Below are 19,554 nucleotides of genomic sequence, written 5' to 3'. Positions count from 1 at the left end.
TGGCAGGCAGATCTATAATGACTACCTGGCGGGCAGGCTTTCCGGTCTGGTGCCTACGGATGATAACGATAACAATCCTTTGCATGCCATTTCCCGCAATGCCCTTCCTGACCTGAGTGATATTAACTACTGGCGGAACCCGGGGGATAATGCTACCTACCCTTCACTCAGCTCCTTCCTGGGCACCCGTTACAAATATGCCGCAGTAAGCTCCCAATGGGTGGAGAATGGGGATTATATGCGGATCAAGACCATGACCCTGTCCTATGTATTCAACCCTTCTGTGTTGCAGCGTCTGCACCTGGGCAGGCTGAGGGTATATGGCATGGTAGACAACCTGCATATTTTCCAAAAGGCGCTGGCGCCGGATGCCGAACAGGTAGATCCTTTTGGCATCTATAACGGAAGTGGTTATCCCATTCCCAAGAAATTCACTTTAGGTCTTGATATGAGCTTATGATCATCCGTCACTTCAAAGTCATCAACATGCAAAACGCTTATATAAATAGAAAACTGGTTGCGGTATTTTTATTGGTCCTGCTTGGCAGCAGCTCCTGTAAAAAGATCCTGGACCTGCAACCACACAACGCCACCTTTACAGATGCTTATTTTAAAACCGGTCAGGATGCCAATACAGCCATTGCAGGCGCCTATGCCTTGCTGAGGAGTGTATTGCTGAACAACTATTCCTGGCATGTATATGGAGATCTGCCTTCCGGCGAATACAGTGTTGACGCCGGCCTGGATGCCTTTAATCAACCCATTTGCAATGGTCAGTTCATTGGATCGAACGTGGGACCCTGGGAATGGAACTGGCAGAATTATTACCAGGTGCTCCAGCAGGTTAACCTGATCATAGCCAGGGTGCCGGAGATACCCGTTTCAGCTTTTACCAATCCGGATCTTAAGAACCAGATCATTGGAGAGGCTTATTTTCTCCGCGCTTATGTTTATTTCTATATGAGCCGCATCTGGGGAGATGTACCGCTGAAGCTGGCGCCGGACCTGGATGTTAGCCAGGCGCAAACTATTCCCCGCTCACCGGCAACCACCGTATGGGCGCAATGCCTGGAAGATTGCCTGACAGCAGAAAGCAACCTGGTGTTTGGCTATGCAGATCTCAGTCAAAGGGCAGTCCGCGCCAACAGAGGCAGCGTCCTGGCCCTCAGAGCGCATATCCAGGCCTGGAAGCATGACTACAGCGCCTGTGAAAAAACAGCCGATACGCTTATCAGACAGGGTGGTTACCAGTTGGAAGACTCCGCACACTATGCACAGGTATTTATTGGCAAATCACGGGAAGGCATTTTTGAGATCAACGTTAACTACGGTCAAAGTGAAGGCATTGCTACGGCCGTTAATGGCGGCGGTTATCTGCCTACCCTGGCCAAGCCCTTTATTGCCAAGCAGAGCAGCCTGAACTGGCCCATCAATCATGATTATGTAATAAACCTTTATACTGATACTGCTGACATCCGTTATGCCAAATTCTTTTACCAGGCCTATACCAGCAACCAGGGGCAGACCATTAAATACTCAAATATTTACTATGCTGACGGCTCCTCTCAAAGTGATCCGCGGCAGTCCAATAACCTGAATATTTTCAGGCTGCCGGATATCCTATTGCTGCGGGCAGAAGCGCTCAATAAACTGGGCCGGGATGGAGAAGCACTGCCATTGTTAAACGCTGTTAAAGAACGGGCAGGTATTGCAGACTATACAGGCGCCGGTGGTACAGACATGGGCAGGGAAATACTGGAAGAAAGATTGCGGGAACTGTTCTTTGAAGGCCAGGCCTATTATGATCTGATCCGCACGGGGCTGTTGCTTGACTACAATGAGAATTTCAGCCCGGATCAGTATTACAATGGCGGCTGGGTATGGCCCATAGATCCGTCCATGTTCAAGGATGACTTTACATTGGTGCAAACCAAATACTGGCAAGGCAAGCTTTAACCAATAAAACTGATTAGTATGACACCGAAGATAAAAATATTAACAGCGGCTTCGGCCCTTCTGTTACTGGCCACCTTTGCCTGCAAGAAATCCTATACCATTGGTGGCAGCACCTTTGTGGCGCAGGTGAATATGAGCACCTATGACTATCTTAAGACCAACCATTTGTTTGATACGCTGGTGATGATGATTGACAAAACGGGTCTGAAGGATGAGCTCAACCAGGCGGGTACCTTCTTTGCCTTTACCAATTATTCCATCCGCAGATATGTAGAAGCCAAAGGGGCCGACCTGCGCATCATAAGGAATGATGAGAACATGCCCTACACTTTTGATTCACTGAACCTGGCAGCCCTGAAAGACTCCCTGCGCAGCTATATGTTTGCAGACCGGTTCACACGGGACAATATTACCAGGAATGGTTTATGGCGGCAATCGCGTAATGGTGAATACAGGTTAATGCAGCTGATCCCTACTACCGATTACACCAATCAGAATGTATTCACTACAGAACCGCAATACATTTATTTCACCAAGATCATTGCAATACCCGGTCATCCGGTACCAACAGATTCCACCCAGCTGGGATCCGTAGTGGATGAGCAGCGGCTGGAAAACCTTTGTCAGACCACTGGTATTCTTACCACCACAGGGGTGCTGCACGTACTGGGCAATTCACATATGTTCAACTTTTATGATGACAATCACTAATCTCCAATCAAACACAATCAATCATGAAGATTCATCAATATATAGGATTAGTTCTTCTGGCAGGCCTGGTCACCAACTCCTGCCAGAAAGTTACACATGGCTATTTAAGCCAGCAGATCCGGTATACTGACAACCCCATTCAGATAGCCAGGGGTATTGTAACTGAAACCAACCCGGTAGATGCAGATGGCTCCAGCGCCCCTGTGACCTATGAACTGCTGGACATTCGGGATTCCGCCACCGGCAAACATGCGGATGCCCTTTATGCCAATCACCAGCGGTATGCATTCATCAGCCAGTTTGATCCCGCTATTGACAGCACCATTGATCTGTTGAATTCCGTTAGAAAACTGGTTAATGAACCCTGTTTTGATTTCAACGTACACACCGGCGCCTTTACATTTTACAATACTACAGACAGTGTACCACTAGGTACCTACACCTATGATGTTAAGGCTACCAATGAATCCGGCAGCAGGATCTATAAAGATGTTGGCCGGTTTACATTGTATGATGGTCTGTCTTATGAGAATGACGGCGCCGCCTGTGCCTGGTTCCAGGATGGTACCACTACCAGCGGGGACATCGGCACACCGCAAATGAAAATTGAACGACTCTCTACCAATGGTTACCGGGTCATGCTGAAGGTTGAAGACCAGAACGGCACCCCCTTTAAGCCATCTAATAATGAATATATTGAACGGGGGGACAGAAGCAGCTTCCGCACCTTTGCCCGTTTCCATCCGCTGACAGTTACAGACACAGCCCTGATCTGTGATTTTGAATTGACGCCATTCCCTATTATCCAGGGCAAACAGGGCTATACCATCTATTATCGCATTCCCAGCAACATAGCCAGGATAGACCCGGGTATTACACCAGCCGGCACCAGAACATACAGTGTGAACCCAAGGTTTACATTCCGTTTGTGGCAGGGTGGCACTTATTTAGTTACCATTCACTTACCTAAAGTAACAAGGGACCCGATATAATCGGATCCCTTGCCTGATCATGTAGTAGTTGTTCGTGGTGTTAGCGATAGGTCAACTCCAGTTGAGGATTTTGGGTGTATGCCTGCCAGAGCTCATCAACTGTTTTGCTGGTTAGTGTAGTCCAGATCCGGGACGTATATTTTCCTTCCCGGGCCGCCTTATCCAGGCTGTCAACTGTACCGGGATAATTCTTTTCCATCCATACCAGGAAGCGGGCTGTTATACGGTAAGCATTGGTATAGTTTTGGCCGGGCTTGAGGTCTGGTAAGCGCCAGTTTCCCTTCTGGTTGTTGACACCAAATACATAACGCACATAATCAGCAATACCCTCTGTAAGCCATCCGGGAACAGGATGTGTATAGGCCTGAACAATGTGCATGGCCTCATGGGTGACCACATCAATATCTTCCGGATGGGCTTTCAGCCATTTGGGATTATAACGCACGGTATCGTTGCCGGTTGCTGCAACGCCATCATAGTCAGGATCAATAGTAAAGACTACTTTTTTGGCTGTGTGGGTATTAAACCGGTTAGCTTCTTTAGGGTAAACGGTAAAAAATGCGTCAATCATACGTTGCCGGGTAGTGGTGTCAAAATCAGGCTGCCGGTTAATGAATACCAGCGTATACCCTTCCCGGGTAATGGTATCCGCAGCAGGCGCCTGGTAGCCGTTTGGGCTGTGGCCGGAAGCCCAGGCTGGCAGTGCGGAGCCCAATGCCAGGCCGGCCATCATTACCGCTGTTAATGTTGAGTTCATTGTTGAAGTTTTGGATGAAGTTGTGAAGATATTTATGGTCAGGCCGGAATGTTGTCAACAGACTTCAAACACAGTGTTAATGGAAATTAAATTACAATCAAAACCAGCATTGCTTGAAGTATACCACCTCTTTGCACAGGATCATTGCCATTGCCAGTGCCCTCACACTGACCTGTGTACAATTCTTTCTCCTGTACAACACCTATGAATTAAAAAACAACCATTACCTCTTTGCAGAAAAACGCATTATTACGGATGAGTACCTGGGGGCCATCAAAAATGACAAGGTCATGCCGGGTGGCGCCAATATACTGGATAACTATGTAATGGGGAACCTGCCGCGGCTGGAAGCCCTGTATAAAACGGACAAACAGGCGTTCAATAAACTTGGCCAACAGGTTTGTGACAGCGCTTTCCGTGACCTGCGTAAAGCCAACAATATTGACAGCCTGATGGAAGCCATCATGCAGCGCAACCACCTGGACAGAAAGCTACGGTACGCGTCTACCATTGAGTTTATTGAAATAGCTTTCCAGCGGGACCATTATGTGCCGCTCTACCATCAGGACGGTCATAACGAGTGGATTGATCCGCAGATCCAAACAAAGGCAGGGATCCGCATAGCCGGTACACTGGACAACCTGGAGCCCAATACCCTGGCCAGGCATGTAACGGTCAGCAGCAGTACAGATAACACCTACAGCATCTCCTTCAGCCTGTATGTGGACACGTATGACCGCAAACAAACCATTCTCCGGCTCATGATGCCCACCTTTCTGCTCTCCCTCCTCTCAGTAGGCGGCGTGGTCATCCTGAACTTTGTAACCTTCCGGAACTGGATCCGGCAAAAGAAACTGTCAGAGATGAAATCAGATTTCATCAACAGCATCACGCATGAATTTCATACGCCGCTGTCCGCCATCATTGTGGCCAACCGGACCATGCAGAACGACAAGATCCTGTCTAACAAAGACAGCCTCCTCTCACTTACTGAAGTAGTACTGCGGCAGGCCGAACGGCTCAAAACGCTGATCAGCCAAACGCTGGGTATTACCACCATGAACAAATTGTCCCTGCACGTAGAGCGCAGCTCTGTGCACCATCTGCTGGATGAACTGTTGCTGGATTACCGGCTCAATGCAACAGAGTCTGAATCTGAGGTCACCCTGACCTTAAACAAAAATGCTACACGGGACGTTGTTTTGCTTGATCCTTTCTGGTTCACTACCATAATGCTGAATATTTTTGACAATGCGGTAAAATACAATACCAGAGAATCCAAGCAGATCATTGTCACCACATCCAGCGATAAAAAAGTCCTGCACATTAAAATAGCGGACAATGGCATTGGTATCAACAAAGAAATTAGAAAGCATATTTTTGATAAGTTTTACCGGGGCGGCAGCGGTGTTCATAACCGGGTGAAGGGACTGGGATTGGGACTATTCTATGTGAACCAGGCTATAGACTCGCACAAATGGAAGCTGGATCTCCAGAGTGAAGAAGGAACAGGCAGCACCTTTACAATCAGTATACCCTTATTGGAACAAAAGACCCTCCTATGAGTGCAAAGATTTTATTGGTTGAGGATGAAATTGATCTGGGCAATGTGGTTAAACAGTACCTGGAGATTGTTGGCTTTGAGGTAGATTGGACAAAGAATGGTAAGCTGGCGTTTGACCAGTTGCAACAGTCTCATTCCTCTTATCAACTGATCATTATTGATGTTTCCATGCCCGTAATGGATGGCTTTGAACTGGCCAACCGGATCTTTGAAGCCGGCATTCAGATTCCCTTTCTCTTTCTCACGGCGCGTAATGAAAAGGCAGATCGTTTGTATGGCCTGAAGATTGGCGCGGATGATTACATTTCAAAACCCTTTGATGTGGATGAACTGGTGCTTCGTATAAAGAACATCATTCGCCGCTATGCTGCTACCGAATCGCCTCAACGGCCTGTTATTACCCGTGGCGATGTAGAGTTCAATAAAGATTCCCTCCGGCTGTCTATCAAACACAGCAATGACATTATCCTCACGCCCCGTGAGGCAGAACTACTCCTCTATCTTTTTGAACATGAGAACAAGATCCTGCGCCGGGAAAACATCCTGGTACAACTCTGGGGCAAGAACGATTATTTTCTGGGCCGAAGCCTGGACGTGTTTATTTCCCGACTGCGAAAACACCTGAACAACTCCAACTGCATCCGGATCGAGAATGTATATGGCGTGGGGTTTATCTTCAGGGTGCAGGAGTAGTCTCCTAACCCCGATCCGATCCGGGATTTTATTCTCAAATTACAACTTCACCCCCCTTTTTTGATTTGTACAACCCCCGGATCTTTTTCTGAAGTCAGCTAATTTTCACCCGGCTAAATTGCCATTAGTCATTTATCATCCTGGAAAATAACGATCATGAAATTCTGCCTGCCAACCAAAACGCTGTGGGTGCAACCTATGCACCTGCATTCCCAGAGATCTTTTACCAAAATGCTGAACTGTTTATGGGTAACCATTTTTTTTACCCTGTTGGTTTGTACCAATGTACATGCCCAACGCCTCACGCATCCGGGAATACCCTTTACCAGGTATGACCTGGACCAGTTGAAAGTGAACATTACAAATGAGCCCTGGCTTTCCGCTTATAATAGCTTTAAAGGTGATGCGCATTCCCAGCTTTCTTATGGAATGAAAGGGCCTTTTGCTACCGTAACCCGTGCTCCGAATTTGAACAACACTGCATGGATTGAAGACATGACGGCCATTCATCACCTGACTTTCATGTGGTGGTTTACCGGCGACTCGTCTTATGCCCGCAAGGCAACAAATATGCTCGATGCCTGGGCCGTGACCAACAATCTTTGGGGCGGTAACGAATCCATGCTCGACATTGGTGATTATGCCCAATATTGGGCTACTGCCGCTGATGTTTTGAAAAGCACCTTCCCGGGTTGGAGTGATTCCAATACAGTGCATGTGAAAAATTATTTTGCCAATGTACTCTACCCTACTTCCTCGGTCCCCTATCAACTGCGCGATGCCAACAAAGGCGCCCTGCAGTTGAAAATAGCGCTGGCTGCGGCTGCTTTTTGCGACGACCGCGTACGATTTAATCAGGCTATTGATGTGTACCGGATGGATGCCGGTGGTGGGATGCGCAACTCGCTGCCTAATGGCGAGGTAGGCGATGCAGGTCGTGATGATCACTGGCGGGTACAGGCCGCCGCTTTGGCCTGGGGGGCTGAAGTTGCCTATAAACAGGGTATTGACATGTTTGCGGAACTGGACAAGCGGGTGCTGGCCATTGGCGAACTCTATCATAAATTTGCCTTTGAAGGCGACACCATGACCTTTATTCCGTTTGGTGGTTATGCTTCTTTTTGGACCAACTGGGGAATTGCACCCGGCTACGTCAGGGGCGACATGACGAACATTATCCAGGGAGCTTATGCACTTCGCAAAGGCATTCCTACCCCATATACTGATAAGATGCGGGCAGCAGTGGGCGGGGCAGGTGGCGATTTTCTTTACCTGAAATCTTCCGATACTTCTACAGCTACGGTGCTGACTCCGGTTTATTATCCAGCCGATCACGTGCAGCCGGTAACCAATCTTACTAATGTTGATATTGGCAGCCCCGGCATTGCCGGTAGTGCTACTTATAACAACGGTGTGTGGACTGTAAACGCAGCGGGCAACTCAACAAGTAGTGCATTTAATTTTAATTTTAAGAAGATAAGCGGTGATGCCGGCCTGGTGGTAAAAGTGAACAGCATGTTGCTAAGTTCGGCGGGCTGTGGTGTAATGATCAGGCAATCGCTGGCCCCTGGTGCTTCTTTTTGGGACATTTACCTGGCAGCTACCGGTGGTGTTGGCCGGCACTACCAGCCAAAGGCCCCCTGGTGGTTGAAGATCGAGCGTGTAGGCAATCGCATCTTTACCTATCATTCCCAGGATGGTGTGAACTGGACCGGTCTTAATTGTTTTTATTCCGACAGCGGGTATCCCACTGATCTCTATTATGGTTTCTACACTATTTCAAACAATACTTCGGCGCTGAATACAGCCGTTTTTACCAATGTGGGTTTCAGCCAGGCTGCACCTGCAGGTGTTCCTGAGATCACCAGTGCTACTTCGGCTTCGGCAACAATTGGTTCTCCATTTAATTATTCAATTACTGCAAACGGCCCTTCCGCTACGTACAGCGCCAGCGGCTTGCCTACAGGTTTAAGCATTGACGCAGCAACAGGCGTTATTTCAGGAACACCTGCTGCAATAGGGCAAAGTGAGGTAACAATCAGTGCAACAAATGCCAACGGAACGGGAACAGCTACTTTAATGCTGAATGTGATCAATAGTGACGCTCCTCCGGTACCCGCTTCATTGGCTGCATTGGTAGTGAATGCCACTCAAATTAAACTTACCTGGTCTGCATCTGCTAATGCTACCGGTTATTCTGTTAAGCGATCCCTGACTTCCGGCGGACCATATACAACAATACAAACCGGCGTTACCAACACTGACTTTACAGACGCAACACCTGCTCCGGAAGTGAACAATTATTATGTAGTGACAGCCCTTACCGGCAATAAGGAGAGCGCTATATCCAATGAAGTATTTGCGGCTGTGCCACCGGCTATTCCGGGTAAACCTATTGTTACAAATAAAAACGGGCAGTTAGACCTGACCTGGGATACAGCTTACGGTGCGGTTACCTATAAAGTAAAACGTTCGCTTACCACAGGTGGACCTTACATGGTCATAGCACAGGTGGCTTCAAACAGTTATTCCGATGTAAATGTTACCAACGGCACCGGTTATTACTATGTTGTTTCAGCTATGGGTAGCAGTTTGGAAAGCGCCAATTCATCAGAATCTTTTGGTGTGCCCGGTTCTAACTCATCTACCTGGAGCGCTGATCCTGCTACTGAAATATGGAGCGAAGCGGGTAACTGGGTTAACAATAATGTACCCCAAAGCCCTGCTATCATAACTTTCAGGAGCACTACCGATAGTGTTTTGACAAATGACCTGGCAGGTCTGCAGGTTTCAAGAATGTTATTTGATACCGCTGCGAGTGGTTATACCATTAACGGTAACAATTTTACGCTGAAGACTGAACTGGTTAACAACTCTTCTTATACACAAACAATATCAACACCTATCACTATAAATGACCAGGTGAATGTAACTGCTTCTTCAACCATTAAATACACAGGAACGCTAAGTGGTTCGGGAGGTTTGACAAAAAATGGCAGTGGCATTCTTCATATGTCTGGAAAAAATACTTACTCGGGCAATACAATTCTTAATGGTTCTGTTGCTATTGCTGGTAATGGTACAGGAACATCAGGTGTGCCTGCATTTGGTGCATTGGGAACCGGTAAGATCATTATGAACGGAGGAACTTTATATTCTGGTGATAGTACGGCCACGATATATAACGATATTGAAGTTGTTGACGGAAAACGCAGTTATCTTACCCAAAGCACCAATGCTATAAATATTTACGGCCGCATCACAGGAAATGGCACATTGTGGGAAGATGGTAATGATTATCCGGGCATCAATCTGTATGGTGATAACAGCGGATTTACCGGAACATTTGTAGCGGCACTTCGCAGCGGAAGAAACAGGGTTCGCTTCCAGGTACCTGAAGCTGGTAGCGCCAATGCTCACTGGCTTCTCGATGCCAATGGTATTGATTGCATCGGTGTCATTTTCGGTACAGGTACCCTGAACTTCGGCGACCTGTCTGGAAGAGGTTATATCAGAAACGACTATGGGGGCTCACCGGTTATCAGTATCGGCGCCCTGAATACAAGCACTACTTTCGGTGGCACGATCGATAAATACTTCCTTGTGGAAAAAGTTGGTACCGGTACACTCAAATTCTACGGTAATCATACTTATTCGGGTACTACCACTATCAGGAAAGGTGCATTCCTGCTAATCAACAGCTCAACCAATGGCGCATTTGCCAGCCCGGTTGTAGACAGCAGCGGCACATTCGGTGGTACGGGTCTCAGCCAGGCTTCAGCCACCATTGGTACAGGAACCGCAGCAAACGCTTACCTGGCGCCTGGCGATGGCGGCATCGGTACGCTTACAATTGCTGGCCTTACCATGAACGGCAATGCAACCTATAACATTGAAGTAAGCACCAAAAAGGGAACTGCTGATAAAGTGAAAGCTTCCGGCGTTAGCCTGATTGGTAACCCTGTATTGTCTGTTACTGATATCGATACCGGAGCCCTGGCATTGGGAACCAACATGACTATCCTGGAAAATACCGGCACTGGTGCTATATCAGGCACTTTCAGGAACCTGCCTGAAATGAGTGTCTTTAAAGCGGGTAGTTATGATTTCCGGATCACTTATAAAGGTGGAGATGGCAATGATGTTGTGCTGCTGGATGACCGGACCACAACAGTGATCATAACCAGCGCCAAAGCCGATACTGTTCTTGTAGGAAGGCCGTATCAATACACTATAACCGGTATTAAATCTCCTACGCATTTTAATGCATCCGGATTGCCTGCCGGATTAAGTGTTGACACAACAACGGGGGTAATAGCCGGCACCCCTTCGGTATATGGCAATTTCAAGGTGATTGTAACTGCGGCGAACGATACCTTATCCGGAACAGACACCCTTCGTTTAGTGGTATTGAACAACGTAACCAGCAATATTATGGTGGCGGAAGGGGATACAAAAGTGGTGGTAGAATGGAATTCCATCTTGAATCTCACCTACAAGGTAAAACGTGCTACATCACTATCGGGGCCGTTTACCGTTATCGGTAATACAACTACGGCAAGATATGCAGATTCACTGCTTACAAATAATACTACTTACTATTATACAGTAACAGCTATAGACGGCAGTACAGAATACCCGGAAAGCGCTCCTGTTGCAGCTACCCCTAAATTGGGTCAATGGGGTTACTGGAAATTTAACGACAGCACCGGCACAAAAGCAATTGATTCCTGGGGCGCCCGGCATGGTACACTTACAGGTGGAACCAGTTTGGTAAGCGGTCTTCAGGGCAAGGCGGTTCAATTGAATGGCAGCAATGGCTATGTAGCCCTTCCATCAGGGGTTATGAGCACGCTGAATGATTTCACAATCGCCGGCTGGGTGAAATTGAATGCCAGTGCAACATGGGCAAGAATTTTCGATTTTGGCACCGGAACCACTAACTACATGTTCTTATCGCCATTGAGCAATACGAATGTAATTCGCTATGCCATTAAGGTGAATGGCGGTACTGAGCAACAGATCAACAGCACGTCACCATTGCCGGCAGGCGCCTGGCACCATGTGGCCGTTACCTTATCAGGTTCTGTAGGTACGCTTTATGTGGATGGCGTGGCAGTAGGTACCAACAGCAGCATGAGCAACAAGCCATCAGCCCTTGGCGCCACTACACTGAATTATATCGGAAGATCTCAATTCAGTAGTGATCCTTATTTGAATTCGATCATAGATGAATTCAGGATCTATAACAGAGCCCTGAGTGCAGCCGAGCTCAAAACCGTATACGGTCAATACGCTCCACCGCTGGCGCCCACCAACCTGGTGGTTACTGCAGGCAATGGCAGTCCGGTGGTAAGCTGGACTGCATCTGCCGGCGCCACCAGTTATAATGTGAAGCGGGCAAATACGCTGGCAGGGCCTTACACCACTATTGCTACTGCAACTGCTGCCAACTATACCGATACCGTTGCTGCAGGCTGCGCTACTTACTTCTACGTGGTATCAGCCAGCAACAGCAATGGGGAAAGTGTTAATTCATCTGTAGGAACCTCAGTAAGCAAGAAACTAACGGGTACAGTTATTGGAACGGTTGGTTCATGGAATAATAACGCCGCTGTAACAAAAACAGCCGCAGTGGATGGTAGCTTAAGTACTTATTTTGATGGCCCCACGGCAAACGGTGTATGGGTGGGTTATGATCTGGGTGCAGACAGTACACAAGCCGTTTACAAAGTTCGTTATGCGCCCCGTTCAGGTTTCGGTTCACGTATGGTAAATGGTGTTTTCCAGGGTTCAAACGTTGCCAGTTTCAGTACAGCAACAACGCTGTTTACCATTACTACAACGCCCGTAGATGGTGTTTATACGGAGCAAATGATCACAAGCCCTGCGCCATACCGCTATGTTCGTTATTTGTCGCCAAACAATGGATATGGAGACGTGGCTGAAGTTGAATTTTATGGAATACCTTTCGCTGCTGTACCGCAAATAACAAGCAAGGCGGGTACGAAAAACGGTTTATACGGAGCAACGTTCAGTTATACCATTCCGGCAGCCAATGCAAACAACTTCAGTGCTGCCGGTCTTCCGAACGGATTAAGTGTGAACACCTGTACAGGAGTGATCTCAGGTATTTTGAACGCAACAGGATCATTCCCTGTTATCCTTACAGCTTCCGGCACGCTTGGCTCAGCAAAGGATACCATGCAGCTGGTGGTATACCAACTGCCAACGGTTAAAACGCGGAACATCCAGGTGTCGCTGGATACAAGCGCAAATGCAGTTGTGACGCCGCAACAGGTAGATAATGGATCAGTGAGCTATTCAGGTAATTTGAGTATAAGTCTGGATAAAACCAACTTCACCTGCGCCGATATCGGTGCACCGGTTACAGTAACGCTTACTGCAACGGATGCAGATGGACATTCAAATACAGGAACAGCGCAGGTAATGGTTACAGACGATCAACTGCCCGTGCTAATTGCTCCTTTGGGCCAGGTTTTTTGCTACAGCGCCTCCGGGTCTTATTCAGTGCCCGCACTCAATGCTTCGGATAACTGTGGTATAGCCGCTGTAAGTTATACTGTAAGCGGAGCCACCTCCAGAAGCGGCAGTGGCACAGATGCCAGCGGAGCGTTTAACGCCGGGCAATCAACCATTTCCTGGACCGTGACGGATGTGCATGGCAATGCAAGCACCGCTACTACTGCAGTAACGGTCAATCCGGCACTCAGCGCCTCCATTCCCAACGTGTATGCCATGAATCCGGCCGTGGATATCAAGAATACCATCTATCTGGGTTATGGTCCCACTTCGCTTACTATAACTGCCTCACCGGCAGGTGGAACAGCGCCGTACACTTATCGCTGGAATACAGGAGGAACAACCGCGTCGATCCCTGTTAACCTGGCTGGCACCTATACAGTGGTAATAACAGATCTGAAGGGTTGTACAACCACTGCATCCATTGTGATAAACGTACTGGATGTAAGATGCGGCGGTGACAGCACCAAGGTCACTGTTTGCCATAACAACCATACTATTTGTGTGGCGCAGCCTGCCATTCAAACACATCTGGATCATGGAGATCACTTGGGCGCATGCGGCGCAAGAATGGATGTAACAAGTGCTGCAACACAAACCGGTATATCAATAGTAGCATATCCGAACCCATCTCCCGGTCAGTTTATTGTTAAGTTGGAAGGATTCAAACCTGGCAAAGCAGCTATGATGGTAATGGATGTAAACGGAAAACTGTTACAGCAACAATCAATCGTGCTGTCGGTTGATAAACAAACCGTACCGGTTAACCTTGATAATTGCGCCACAGGGATCTACTTTCTGAGGATACTTACAAATGGTGAAACAAAAACTGAAAAGCTGATAATTAAACGATAAGGCTATAAAACAACAGCATTAACAACCAATTGTATGTAAAAGGCTGTCCCGGATCGGGGCAGCCTTTTCATATTAAAAGGGCCTTTCAAAATATCCTTCTCTGTTCATACATGGGAGGATATTTAGTCTATCATAGTAATTAAAGTACTAGTTATTCTCACCATTTACGCTGTTTTCACTCAATTTTAGTGCTATCATTTTTTTTGCCTCCGGCCACTCGGAAATAATAATACTGTACACCATTGAATTACCAGGTGATCCGTCCCTTCTTATTTTATGGTTTCGTAAGATGCCTTCAAATTTTGCGCCTATTTTTTGAAGTGCTTTCTGCGATCTGGTATTGGTTATATCTGTTTTAAATTGAACTCGATTTAGACACATCATTTCAAAGGAGTAGGTTAACAGCAGTAGCTTCGCTTCGAGATTAATCTTTTGCCCGAAGCATTTCGGATTGAGCCAGGTCCAGCCTATTTCAGCCGTTTTATGCCTGTTATCTACATCAAAAAGACGGGTGCTGCCTATAATTTCACTGGTCCTGTTATCCCTTATAACAAAAGGTATCACCTTTCCCTCCTTTTCTGCAGCCTTTGCCTGTTCGTACCAAATGTAAATATCTTCCTTGCTGTTAAGAGAGACGGATAAAAATTTCCAAATTTCCGGATCGGTTGAAAACGTAGCTAACGCATCTAAATGTTCAGATTCTAAACCGACGAGTGAGATCTTTTTGCCAATTAGTTCCAGACCCATTAAAAATTTATTTTAAATCGGAGAGAAAAGTTTTAATGCCACAGAGCGGCTGCTGTTCAAAACAGCATAAGAGCGGTATGAGGCCGTGATTCCCTTGATCGCCTAAATGGATGCTTCCTTATTTGCTTTTATTTACACTCTTCTTAATTACCTTTTGAGTAGTCTCTACTGCCTCTGTTTCAATTTCCTTTTTTAGCAATTTTACCAACAGCTTCATCTGTGATATATCCTTTGATACCCTGGATACAAGAATGCCGCCTTCGATCATTGCATATGCTTTCAGGGCAAATTCTTTATAATTCCAGGTCTTCCTGAATTCGCCGTTTTTTACACCCTGCTTTAATATGTCGGTCATGCCCTGTTGTACAGTGCAGATGGTGTCTTTTACCATTTCCCGGATCACCGGGTTTGTATCATCGGCTTCCATTCCGAAATTCATCATTGGACAGCCGCCCAGTACCGGTGGATTCAACGGATCGCTGAGATAATCCAGCATTCCAAAAAATTTGGCTTTTGCAGTAATATATTTCTCCGCCTCGGAGCTCGTTTTCTCTACAAACTGTTTCAAATTCCATTCTGCCGCACATTGTGATAGTTCTTCCAGGTCTTTAAAATGTACATATAGTCCACCTCTCGCCATATTGGTCGCCTGCATCACATCGGATACCGCTGTGGCGGCAACGCCTTTAGTATTGAAAATGGGGGCTGTTTGCTCAATAATGAATTGCCGGGTCTTTTCTGACTTCTTCATGTTTTCGCCAATTAGATTGTAGTCAAAAATACAATGAACGATCGTTCATATTTGTCATAATATTGTAAAATGCACAAAAGCTGAAAAAATGAACGAATGTTCATCATACTTTTGTCGCATCGTTCATGGCCTGATACGAATTATCAACTTTTATCACGCGGCCAATGCCGCTGCTGCCTGGTTCAGTCTGATCAAACTGTGACAGGTATTTATCTTCTTACAATTCAAACGATTTTATTATGAGCAATCACACACATAACACAGCACCTACACAATTCGTAAAAGTAAATGGTAATAAATTTGCCTATCGTCGCTTTGGGAAAACAGGTGGGCATTTACCATTGGTTTTTTTCCAGCATTTTACCGGCACTCTTGATAACTGGGATCCGGCTGTGCTTGACCCGCTATCTCAGGAAAGGGAAATTATCATCTTCGATAACAAGGGTATTGCCAGTTCTGAAGGCGAACCGCCGCATACCATTGCGGAAATTGCCCGTGACGCAGAAGCATTCATTGATGCGCTGGAACTTAAAAAAGTAGATCTTTTTGGCTTTTCTATGGGTAGTTTTGTTGCGCAGCAGATAGCATTAGACAGACCTGGGCTGGTTAGAAAGATTATACTGGTTGGTTCGGGTCCTCGTGGTGGGGAAGACCTTGAAACATTCTTACCTGAAGTATGGGCACTATTCGAAAAAACCTATGCTCAGCCGGATGAATTGCTGTTGGATACTTTTTTTGCTCCCACAGAAACCAGTCAGACAGCAGGCAAGCTTTTTCTTGACAGGATACGTTCCCGCAAAGAAGACAAGGATATTGCTATCAGCGATAAAGTAGTACCTGCGCAGCTGGCGGCTATTTCTGAATGGGGTAAGAAAAAGCCCGACTCCTTTGAGTACCTGGCTAAAATCACACACCCGGTATTGGTAGTGACAGGGAAGAAAGATATTATTTTCCCGACCATCAATTCATATCTGTTACAACAACATCTGCCTGATGCGCAACTGCTGTTGTATCCTGATTCCAACCACGGATCGCAATACCAGTTCCACCAGCATTTTGTGGTACAGGTACGCTTGTTTTTAAACGGAAATCTCTAAATACCGGATCGCCGGCAATCGAAGATGGATCTACGCTTAGGGCTGACCCAATTGTGCAGCAACCACAAAGAAGGTCGGCCCTTTTATAAACACACCCCTCGCGCTATGCTCGAATTTACTGAACATTCATATCCAACCTCACCTTGTATAATTACATATATTTGCTTTTATATCCTTCTCGGCAATGCAGGCAAAACTAAGGGAACACATTGAAAAAATAATACCGCTGACTGATGATGAGTTTGCGTTTGTTATCTCTCATTTTTCGTTCAGAAAAGTGAAAAAGCACCAGTTCCTGATACAGGAAGGCGACCCTGTTAACCACTCTTATTTCGTGGTTTCCGGATTATTAAAGTTGTCATATACCGACGCCAATGATAAAGAACATATATTGCACTTTGCTATGGAAGACTGGTGGGTAAGCGATTACAAGGCCTGGTTTACCAAGGCAAAGGCTACTATATCGTTAGACTGCCTTGAAGATACCTCGGTGTTTTGCCTTTCGTTGGAAGACAATGTGAAACTATGTGCCAGCCTTCCAAAGATGGAGCATTTCTTTCTTACAAAATCGTATTGGGGTTACATCGCATCTCAACAGCGAATAATTTCTTTGCTTACTAACAGTGCCCAAGAACGGTACGAACAATTGCTAATGCAGTATCCCTCGCTTATTCAGCGTGTAAACAAAACCCTCCTGGCCTCCTATTTGGGTGTTTCGCGCGAGACCTTAAGCAGATTATCCTCTTAATGTGATCTACATCACGCTGAAATTGTGATGTATGCCCGGCAAAAATTGCTACGTTATTCGCAGCTTTGCAGTATAGATTTTAAAACTGCAATAATGAATAAAACAGCAAAAATATTAGCGTTAGCTTTAATAGCGACTGTACCTTTATTGGCACAAACAAAAAAACAAAGTAAAATGGAAAAAAGAATTATCAATCCCTGGCAATGGCAGGATCAACGCAGTTATGTGCAAGCCGTTGAAGTAAAACATGCTGAAGGCACACTCTATTGTTCAGGGCAGGCAGCAGTAAGCGCTGATGGAAAATCAAGTACCAGCGACATGAAAACGCAATTAGTTCAGGCCATACAAAATCTTGAAAAAGTGATCGGTGAAGCGGGGTATGAATGTAAAAATATTGTAAGATTAAATATACTTACAACCTCATCGGCAGAGCTTTTCACCTGCTTTGATATTTTTCAGGAATGGATAAAAAATCACGGTATAAAGCAGGCTACTACTCTGATTGAAGTAAAAAGCCTTTTCGAAACGTTAAAAATTGAATTAGAGGCCACCGTAGTCAAGTAAATTTTCCTTAACTGTTTACTCCCATCTAAGCAGTTACCCCCTTCCCCTCCCATTTGAACGATTCCAGGAGCCCTTCCTCTGTTTCTAAATTTTAGACACAGGTGAGCTCAAAAGGTTACCCTTTTTATTTATTGATGGAAACAATTAATAAAATGTCCTGCAACGTTAACTCCAAACGTCTTAGTGATGCAGCGTGAAGGATTCACGTAATTTCTAAACATTAAAAAGTTAAATAATGCATGAGTTAAAAGACAAAGTAGCAGTGATCTATGGGGCAGGCGGCGAAATCGGTGGCGCTGTCGCACGTGCTTTCGCACGCGAAGGAGCCAGGCTTTTTCTTACCGGGCGCCGCCTGGCGCCTGTGGAAGCGGTTACCAGGGACATCGTATCTGCCGGCGGCGTTGCCGAGGCGGCGGAGGTGGATGCCCTTGATGAGCAGGCTATAGATAAGCATCTGCAGTCTGTAATGGCTAAGGCAGGCCGGATCGATATTTCGTTCAATGCGATGGGGAACTCGCCCACCAGGTATCTGGGGGCATCGCTGGTTGATATGGATCTTAAACAATTCTCCATGCCCATCACGAGCTATACCACCTCCTATTTTCTGACTGCGCGTTTAGCGGCAAGACGCATGCTACCGAATAAATCCGGCGTGATCATGACCGTAACTGCGCCTCCCGCAAGAATAGGCACACCAAACGGAGGGTATGGTCCGTCACAGGCTGCCAAGGAGGCGCTTACCCGCTACCTGTCGCTTGAACTGGCGCCTCAGGGCATCCGCGTGGTCGGTCTGCAGCCCTTCGCCATGCCGGAGGCAGAGACAATAAGGGAAATATTTGAAAGTAGGGCCAAAACAACGGGCGTAACCTGGGAACAGTTCACGGGTTATCTAACAGCCATGACCCATTCCAAACGCGTCATGACGCTCGCGGAGATGGCTAATGTAGCGGCCTTTGTGGCTTCCGATAAGGCAAGCATAATGATGGGAACGACCGTCAATCTGACCATGGGAGCCCTGGACGACTAGGATCTGCTGGTTCGGAAAGAGGTTGCCACGCTTCATAATTAAACGAACCTTCAGATCGTTTGATTTGAAGGCTCGTTTTATCTATTTCCAAAAAGTGATTTCAAGTGTTTGTCTTAAAACCCGCTGATCAATTTTAAAGTGCCTGAATATTTTTCGCAACCAGGAAAGTAGAGGTTTTTTGCCAGATGACTGCAATTGCTTTGCCCGCCTTATTGCAAGTATATTGCCATCATCTTCTTTGGTTGTGTTGTTTGTATACATAACTGTAACTTGCATAATAAAAAATAGCCTATTACTTTATTCTTCCCCAGGCGACCTCTGCAATTACTTTTTGTCCGCCTTGTGTTGTATGTGTTACTACATACTTTATTTCATTGCCTGTGTATGTATATAAGCGTTCCTGCTCAGTTCCTTCCCAGTTTGGATAAAAAGCATGTTCAATAATAAATGTAATGGTCCTTTTCTTCTCATTGACCTCATATTTTCCAAAATGTGAATTACTGCCCTGCACTAATGCAGCGCTTTCTTCCGGGGTGCATTTATTTTTGT

General features: G+C 46.3%; 14 protein-coding genes and 1 pseudogene. 11 read left to right on the top strand and 4 right to left on the bottom strand.

Annotation, left to right across the window (positions count from 1 at the left end):
- The 4 genes and pseudogenes from ACJ751_RS29400 to ACJ751_RS29385 form a co-directional block, all read left to right on the top strand.
- Positions 1-460 (top strand): annotated as a pseudogene (locus tag ACJ751_RS29400) (SusC/RagA family TonB-linked outer membrane protein); the annotation flags it as partial.
- Positions 461-486: 26 nt separating this feature from the next.
- Positions 487-1,956 (top strand): RagB/SusD family nutrient uptake outer membrane protein, encoded by a 1,470-nt coding sequence (locus ACJ751_RS29395; protein WP_407749116.1) that lies wholly within the window; start codon positions 487-489, stop codon positions 1,954-1,956.
- Between the two features lie 18 nt (positions 1,957-1,974).
- Positions 1,975-2,667, top strand: coding sequence for a hypothetical protein (locus tag ACJ751_RS29390; RefSeq protein ID WP_407749115.1), 693 nt, complete (start codon positions 1,975-1,977; stop codon positions 2,665-2,667).
- A gap of 23 nt (positions 2,668-2,690) precedes the next feature.
- The gene (locus ACJ751_RS29385; RefSeq protein WP_407749114.1) at positions 2,691-3,659 is read left to right on the top strand and encodes a DUF5007 domain-containing protein; all 969 of its coding nucleotides are present in this window, start codon (positions 2,691-2,693) and stop codon (positions 3,657-3,659) included.
- A gap of 40 nt (positions 3,660-3,699) precedes the next feature.
- On the opposite strand, the gene ACJ751_RS29380 is transcribed toward ACJ751_RS29385, so the two are convergent.
- Entirely contained in the window at positions 3,700-4,416 is a 717-nt protein-coding gene (locus tag ACJ751_RS29380) for a basic secretory protein-like protein (RefSeq protein WP_407749113.1), read from the bottom strand.
- A gap of 113 nt (positions 4,417-4,529) precedes the next feature.
- On the opposite strand from ACJ751_RS29380, the gene ACJ751_RS29375 reads away from it, so the two are divergent.
- The 3 genes from ACJ751_RS29375 to ACJ751_RS29365 all read left to right on the top strand — a co-directional run bounded on the left by ACJ751_RS29375 (position 4,530) and on the right by ACJ751_RS29365 (position 14,071).
- Positions 4,530-5,981, top strand: a complete 1,452-nt coding sequence (locus tag ACJ751_RS29375) for a sensor histidine kinase (protein WP_407749112.1) — start codon at positions 4,530-4,532, stop codon at positions 5,979-5,981.
- Complete coding sequence (locus ACJ751_RS29370; RefSeq protein ID WP_407749111.1) at positions 5,978-6,673, top strand: response regulator transcription factor; 696 nt, start codon at positions 5,978-5,980, stop codon at positions 6,671-6,673. Before ACJ751_RS29375 ends, ACJ751_RS29370 begins: the two co-directional genes overlap by 4 nt.
- Positions 6,674-6,829: 156 nt before the next feature.
- Positions 6,830-14,071 carry a LamG-like jellyroll fold domain-containing protein gene (locus ACJ751_RS29365; RefSeq protein WP_407749110.1) on the top strand — a complete coding sequence of 2,414 codons (7,242 nt, stop codon included), beginning with the start codon at positions 6,830-6,832 and terminating at the stop codon, positions 14,069-14,071.
- Positions 14,072-14,218: 147 nt separating this feature from the next.
- On the opposite strand, the gene ACJ751_RS29360 is transcribed toward ACJ751_RS29365, so the two are convergent.
- Positions 14,219-14,818 carry a GNAT family N-acetyltransferase gene (locus ACJ751_RS29360; protein ID WP_407749109.1) on the bottom strand — a complete coding sequence of 200 codons (600 nt, stop codon included), beginning with the start codon at positions 14,816-14,818 and terminating at the stop codon, positions 14,219-14,221.
- Positions 14,819-14,936: 118 nt separating this feature from the next.
- Positions 14,937-15,569: a TetR/AcrR family transcriptional regulator gene (locus tag ACJ751_RS29355; protein WP_407749108.1), complete on the bottom strand. Its 633-nt coding sequence runs from the start codon at positions 15,567-15,569 to the stop codon at positions 14,937-14,939.
- Positions 15,570-15,808: 239 nt separating this feature from the next.
- Between ACJ751_RS29355 and ACJ751_RS29350 the strand changes: the two genes are divergently transcribed.
- From ACJ751_RS29350 to ACJ751_RS29335, 4 genes are all read left to right on the top strand, one after another.
- Complete coding sequence (locus ACJ751_RS29350; RefSeq protein ID WP_407749107.1) at positions 15,809-16,666, top strand: alpha/beta fold hydrolase; 858 nt, start codon at positions 15,809-15,811, stop codon at positions 16,664-16,666.
- Positions 16,667-16,850: 184 nt separating this feature from the next.
- Positions 16,851-17,414: a Crp/Fnr family transcriptional regulator gene (locus ACJ751_RS29345; protein ID WP_407749106.1), complete on the top strand. Its 564-nt coding sequence runs from the start codon at positions 16,851-16,853 to the stop codon at positions 17,412-17,414.
- Positions 17,415-17,507: 93 nt separating this feature from the next.
- Positions 17,508-17,978, top strand: a complete 471-nt coding sequence (locus ACJ751_RS29340; protein ID WP_407749105.1) for a RidA family protein — start codon at positions 17,508-17,510, stop codon at positions 17,976-17,978.
- Between the two features lie 235 nt (positions 17,979-18,213).
- Positions 18,214-19,005: an SDR family NAD(P)-dependent oxidoreductase gene (locus ACJ751_RS29335; RefSeq protein WP_407749104.1), complete on the top strand. Its 792-nt coding sequence runs from the start codon at positions 18,214-18,216 to the stop codon at positions 19,003-19,005.
- Positions 19,006-19,297: 292 nt separating this feature from the next.
- On the opposite strand, the gene ACJ751_RS29330 is transcribed toward ACJ751_RS29335, so the two are convergent.
- On the bottom strand, positions 19,298-19,554 hold a 257-nt coding region (locus ACJ751_RS29330), incomplete at its 5' end, for a lipocalin-like domain-containing protein (protein WP_407749103.1).

It is taken from the genome of Niastella sp., assembly GCF_045805085.1.
Taxonomy (GTDB): domain Bacteria; phylum Bacteroidota; class Bacteroidia; order Chitinophagales; family Chitinophagaceae; genus Niastella.
The sequence above is the reverse complement of the archived record's forward strand: the minus strand, read 5'-3'. Positions and strand labels throughout refer to the sequence as shown.

What these genes read in the sequence shown, in the direction of transcription:
- ACJ751_RS29395 (WP_407749116.1), top strand. Translation starts at nt 487, where the DNA reads ATGCAAAACGCTTATATAAATAGAAAACTGGTTGCGGTATTTTTATTG.
- ACJ751_RS29390 (WP_407749115.1), top strand. Translation starts at nt 1,975, where the DNA reads ATGACACCGAAGATAAAAATATTAACAGCGGCTTCGGCCCTTCTGTTA.
- ACJ751_RS29385 (WP_407749114.1), top strand. Translation starts at nt 2,691, where the DNA reads ATGAAGATTCATCAATATATAGGATTAGTTCTTCTGGCAGGCCTGGTC.
- ACJ751_RS29380 (WP_407749113.1), bottom strand. Translation starts at nt 4,416, where the DNA reads ATGAACTCAACATTAACAGCGGTAATGATGGCCGGCCTGGCATTGGGC.
- ACJ751_RS29370 (WP_407749111.1), top strand. Translation starts at nt 5,978, where the DNA reads ATGAGTGCAAAGATTTTATTGGTTGAGGATGAAATTGATCTGGGCAAT.
- ACJ751_RS29365 (WP_407749110.1), top strand. Translation starts at nt 6,830, where the DNA reads ATGAAATTCTGCCTGCCAACCAAAACGCTGTGGGTGCAACCTATGCAC.
- ACJ751_RS29360 (WP_407749109.1), bottom strand. Translation starts at nt 14,818, where the DNA reads ATGGGTCTGGAACTAATTGGCAAAAAGATCTCACTCGTCGGTTTAGAA.
- ACJ751_RS29355 (WP_407749108.1), bottom strand. Translation starts at nt 15,569, where the DNA reads ATGAAGAAGTCAGAAAAGACCCGGCAATTCATTATTGAGCAAACAGCC.
- ACJ751_RS29350 (WP_407749107.1), top strand. Translation starts at nt 15,809, where the DNA reads ATGAGCAATCACACACATAACACAGCACCTACACAATTCGTAAAAGTA.
- ACJ751_RS29345 (WP_407749106.1), top strand. Translation starts at nt 16,851, where the DNA reads ATGCAGGCAAAACTAAGGGAACACATTGAAAAAATAATACCGCTGACT.
- ACJ751_RS29340 (WP_407749105.1), top strand. Translation starts at nt 17,508, where the DNA reads ATGAATAAAACAGCAAAAATATTAGCGTTAGCTTTAATAGCGACTGTA.
- ACJ751_RS29335 (WP_407749104.1), top strand. Translation starts at nt 18,214, where the DNA reads ATGCATGAGTTAAAAGACAAAGTAGCAGTGATCTATGGGGCAGGCGGC.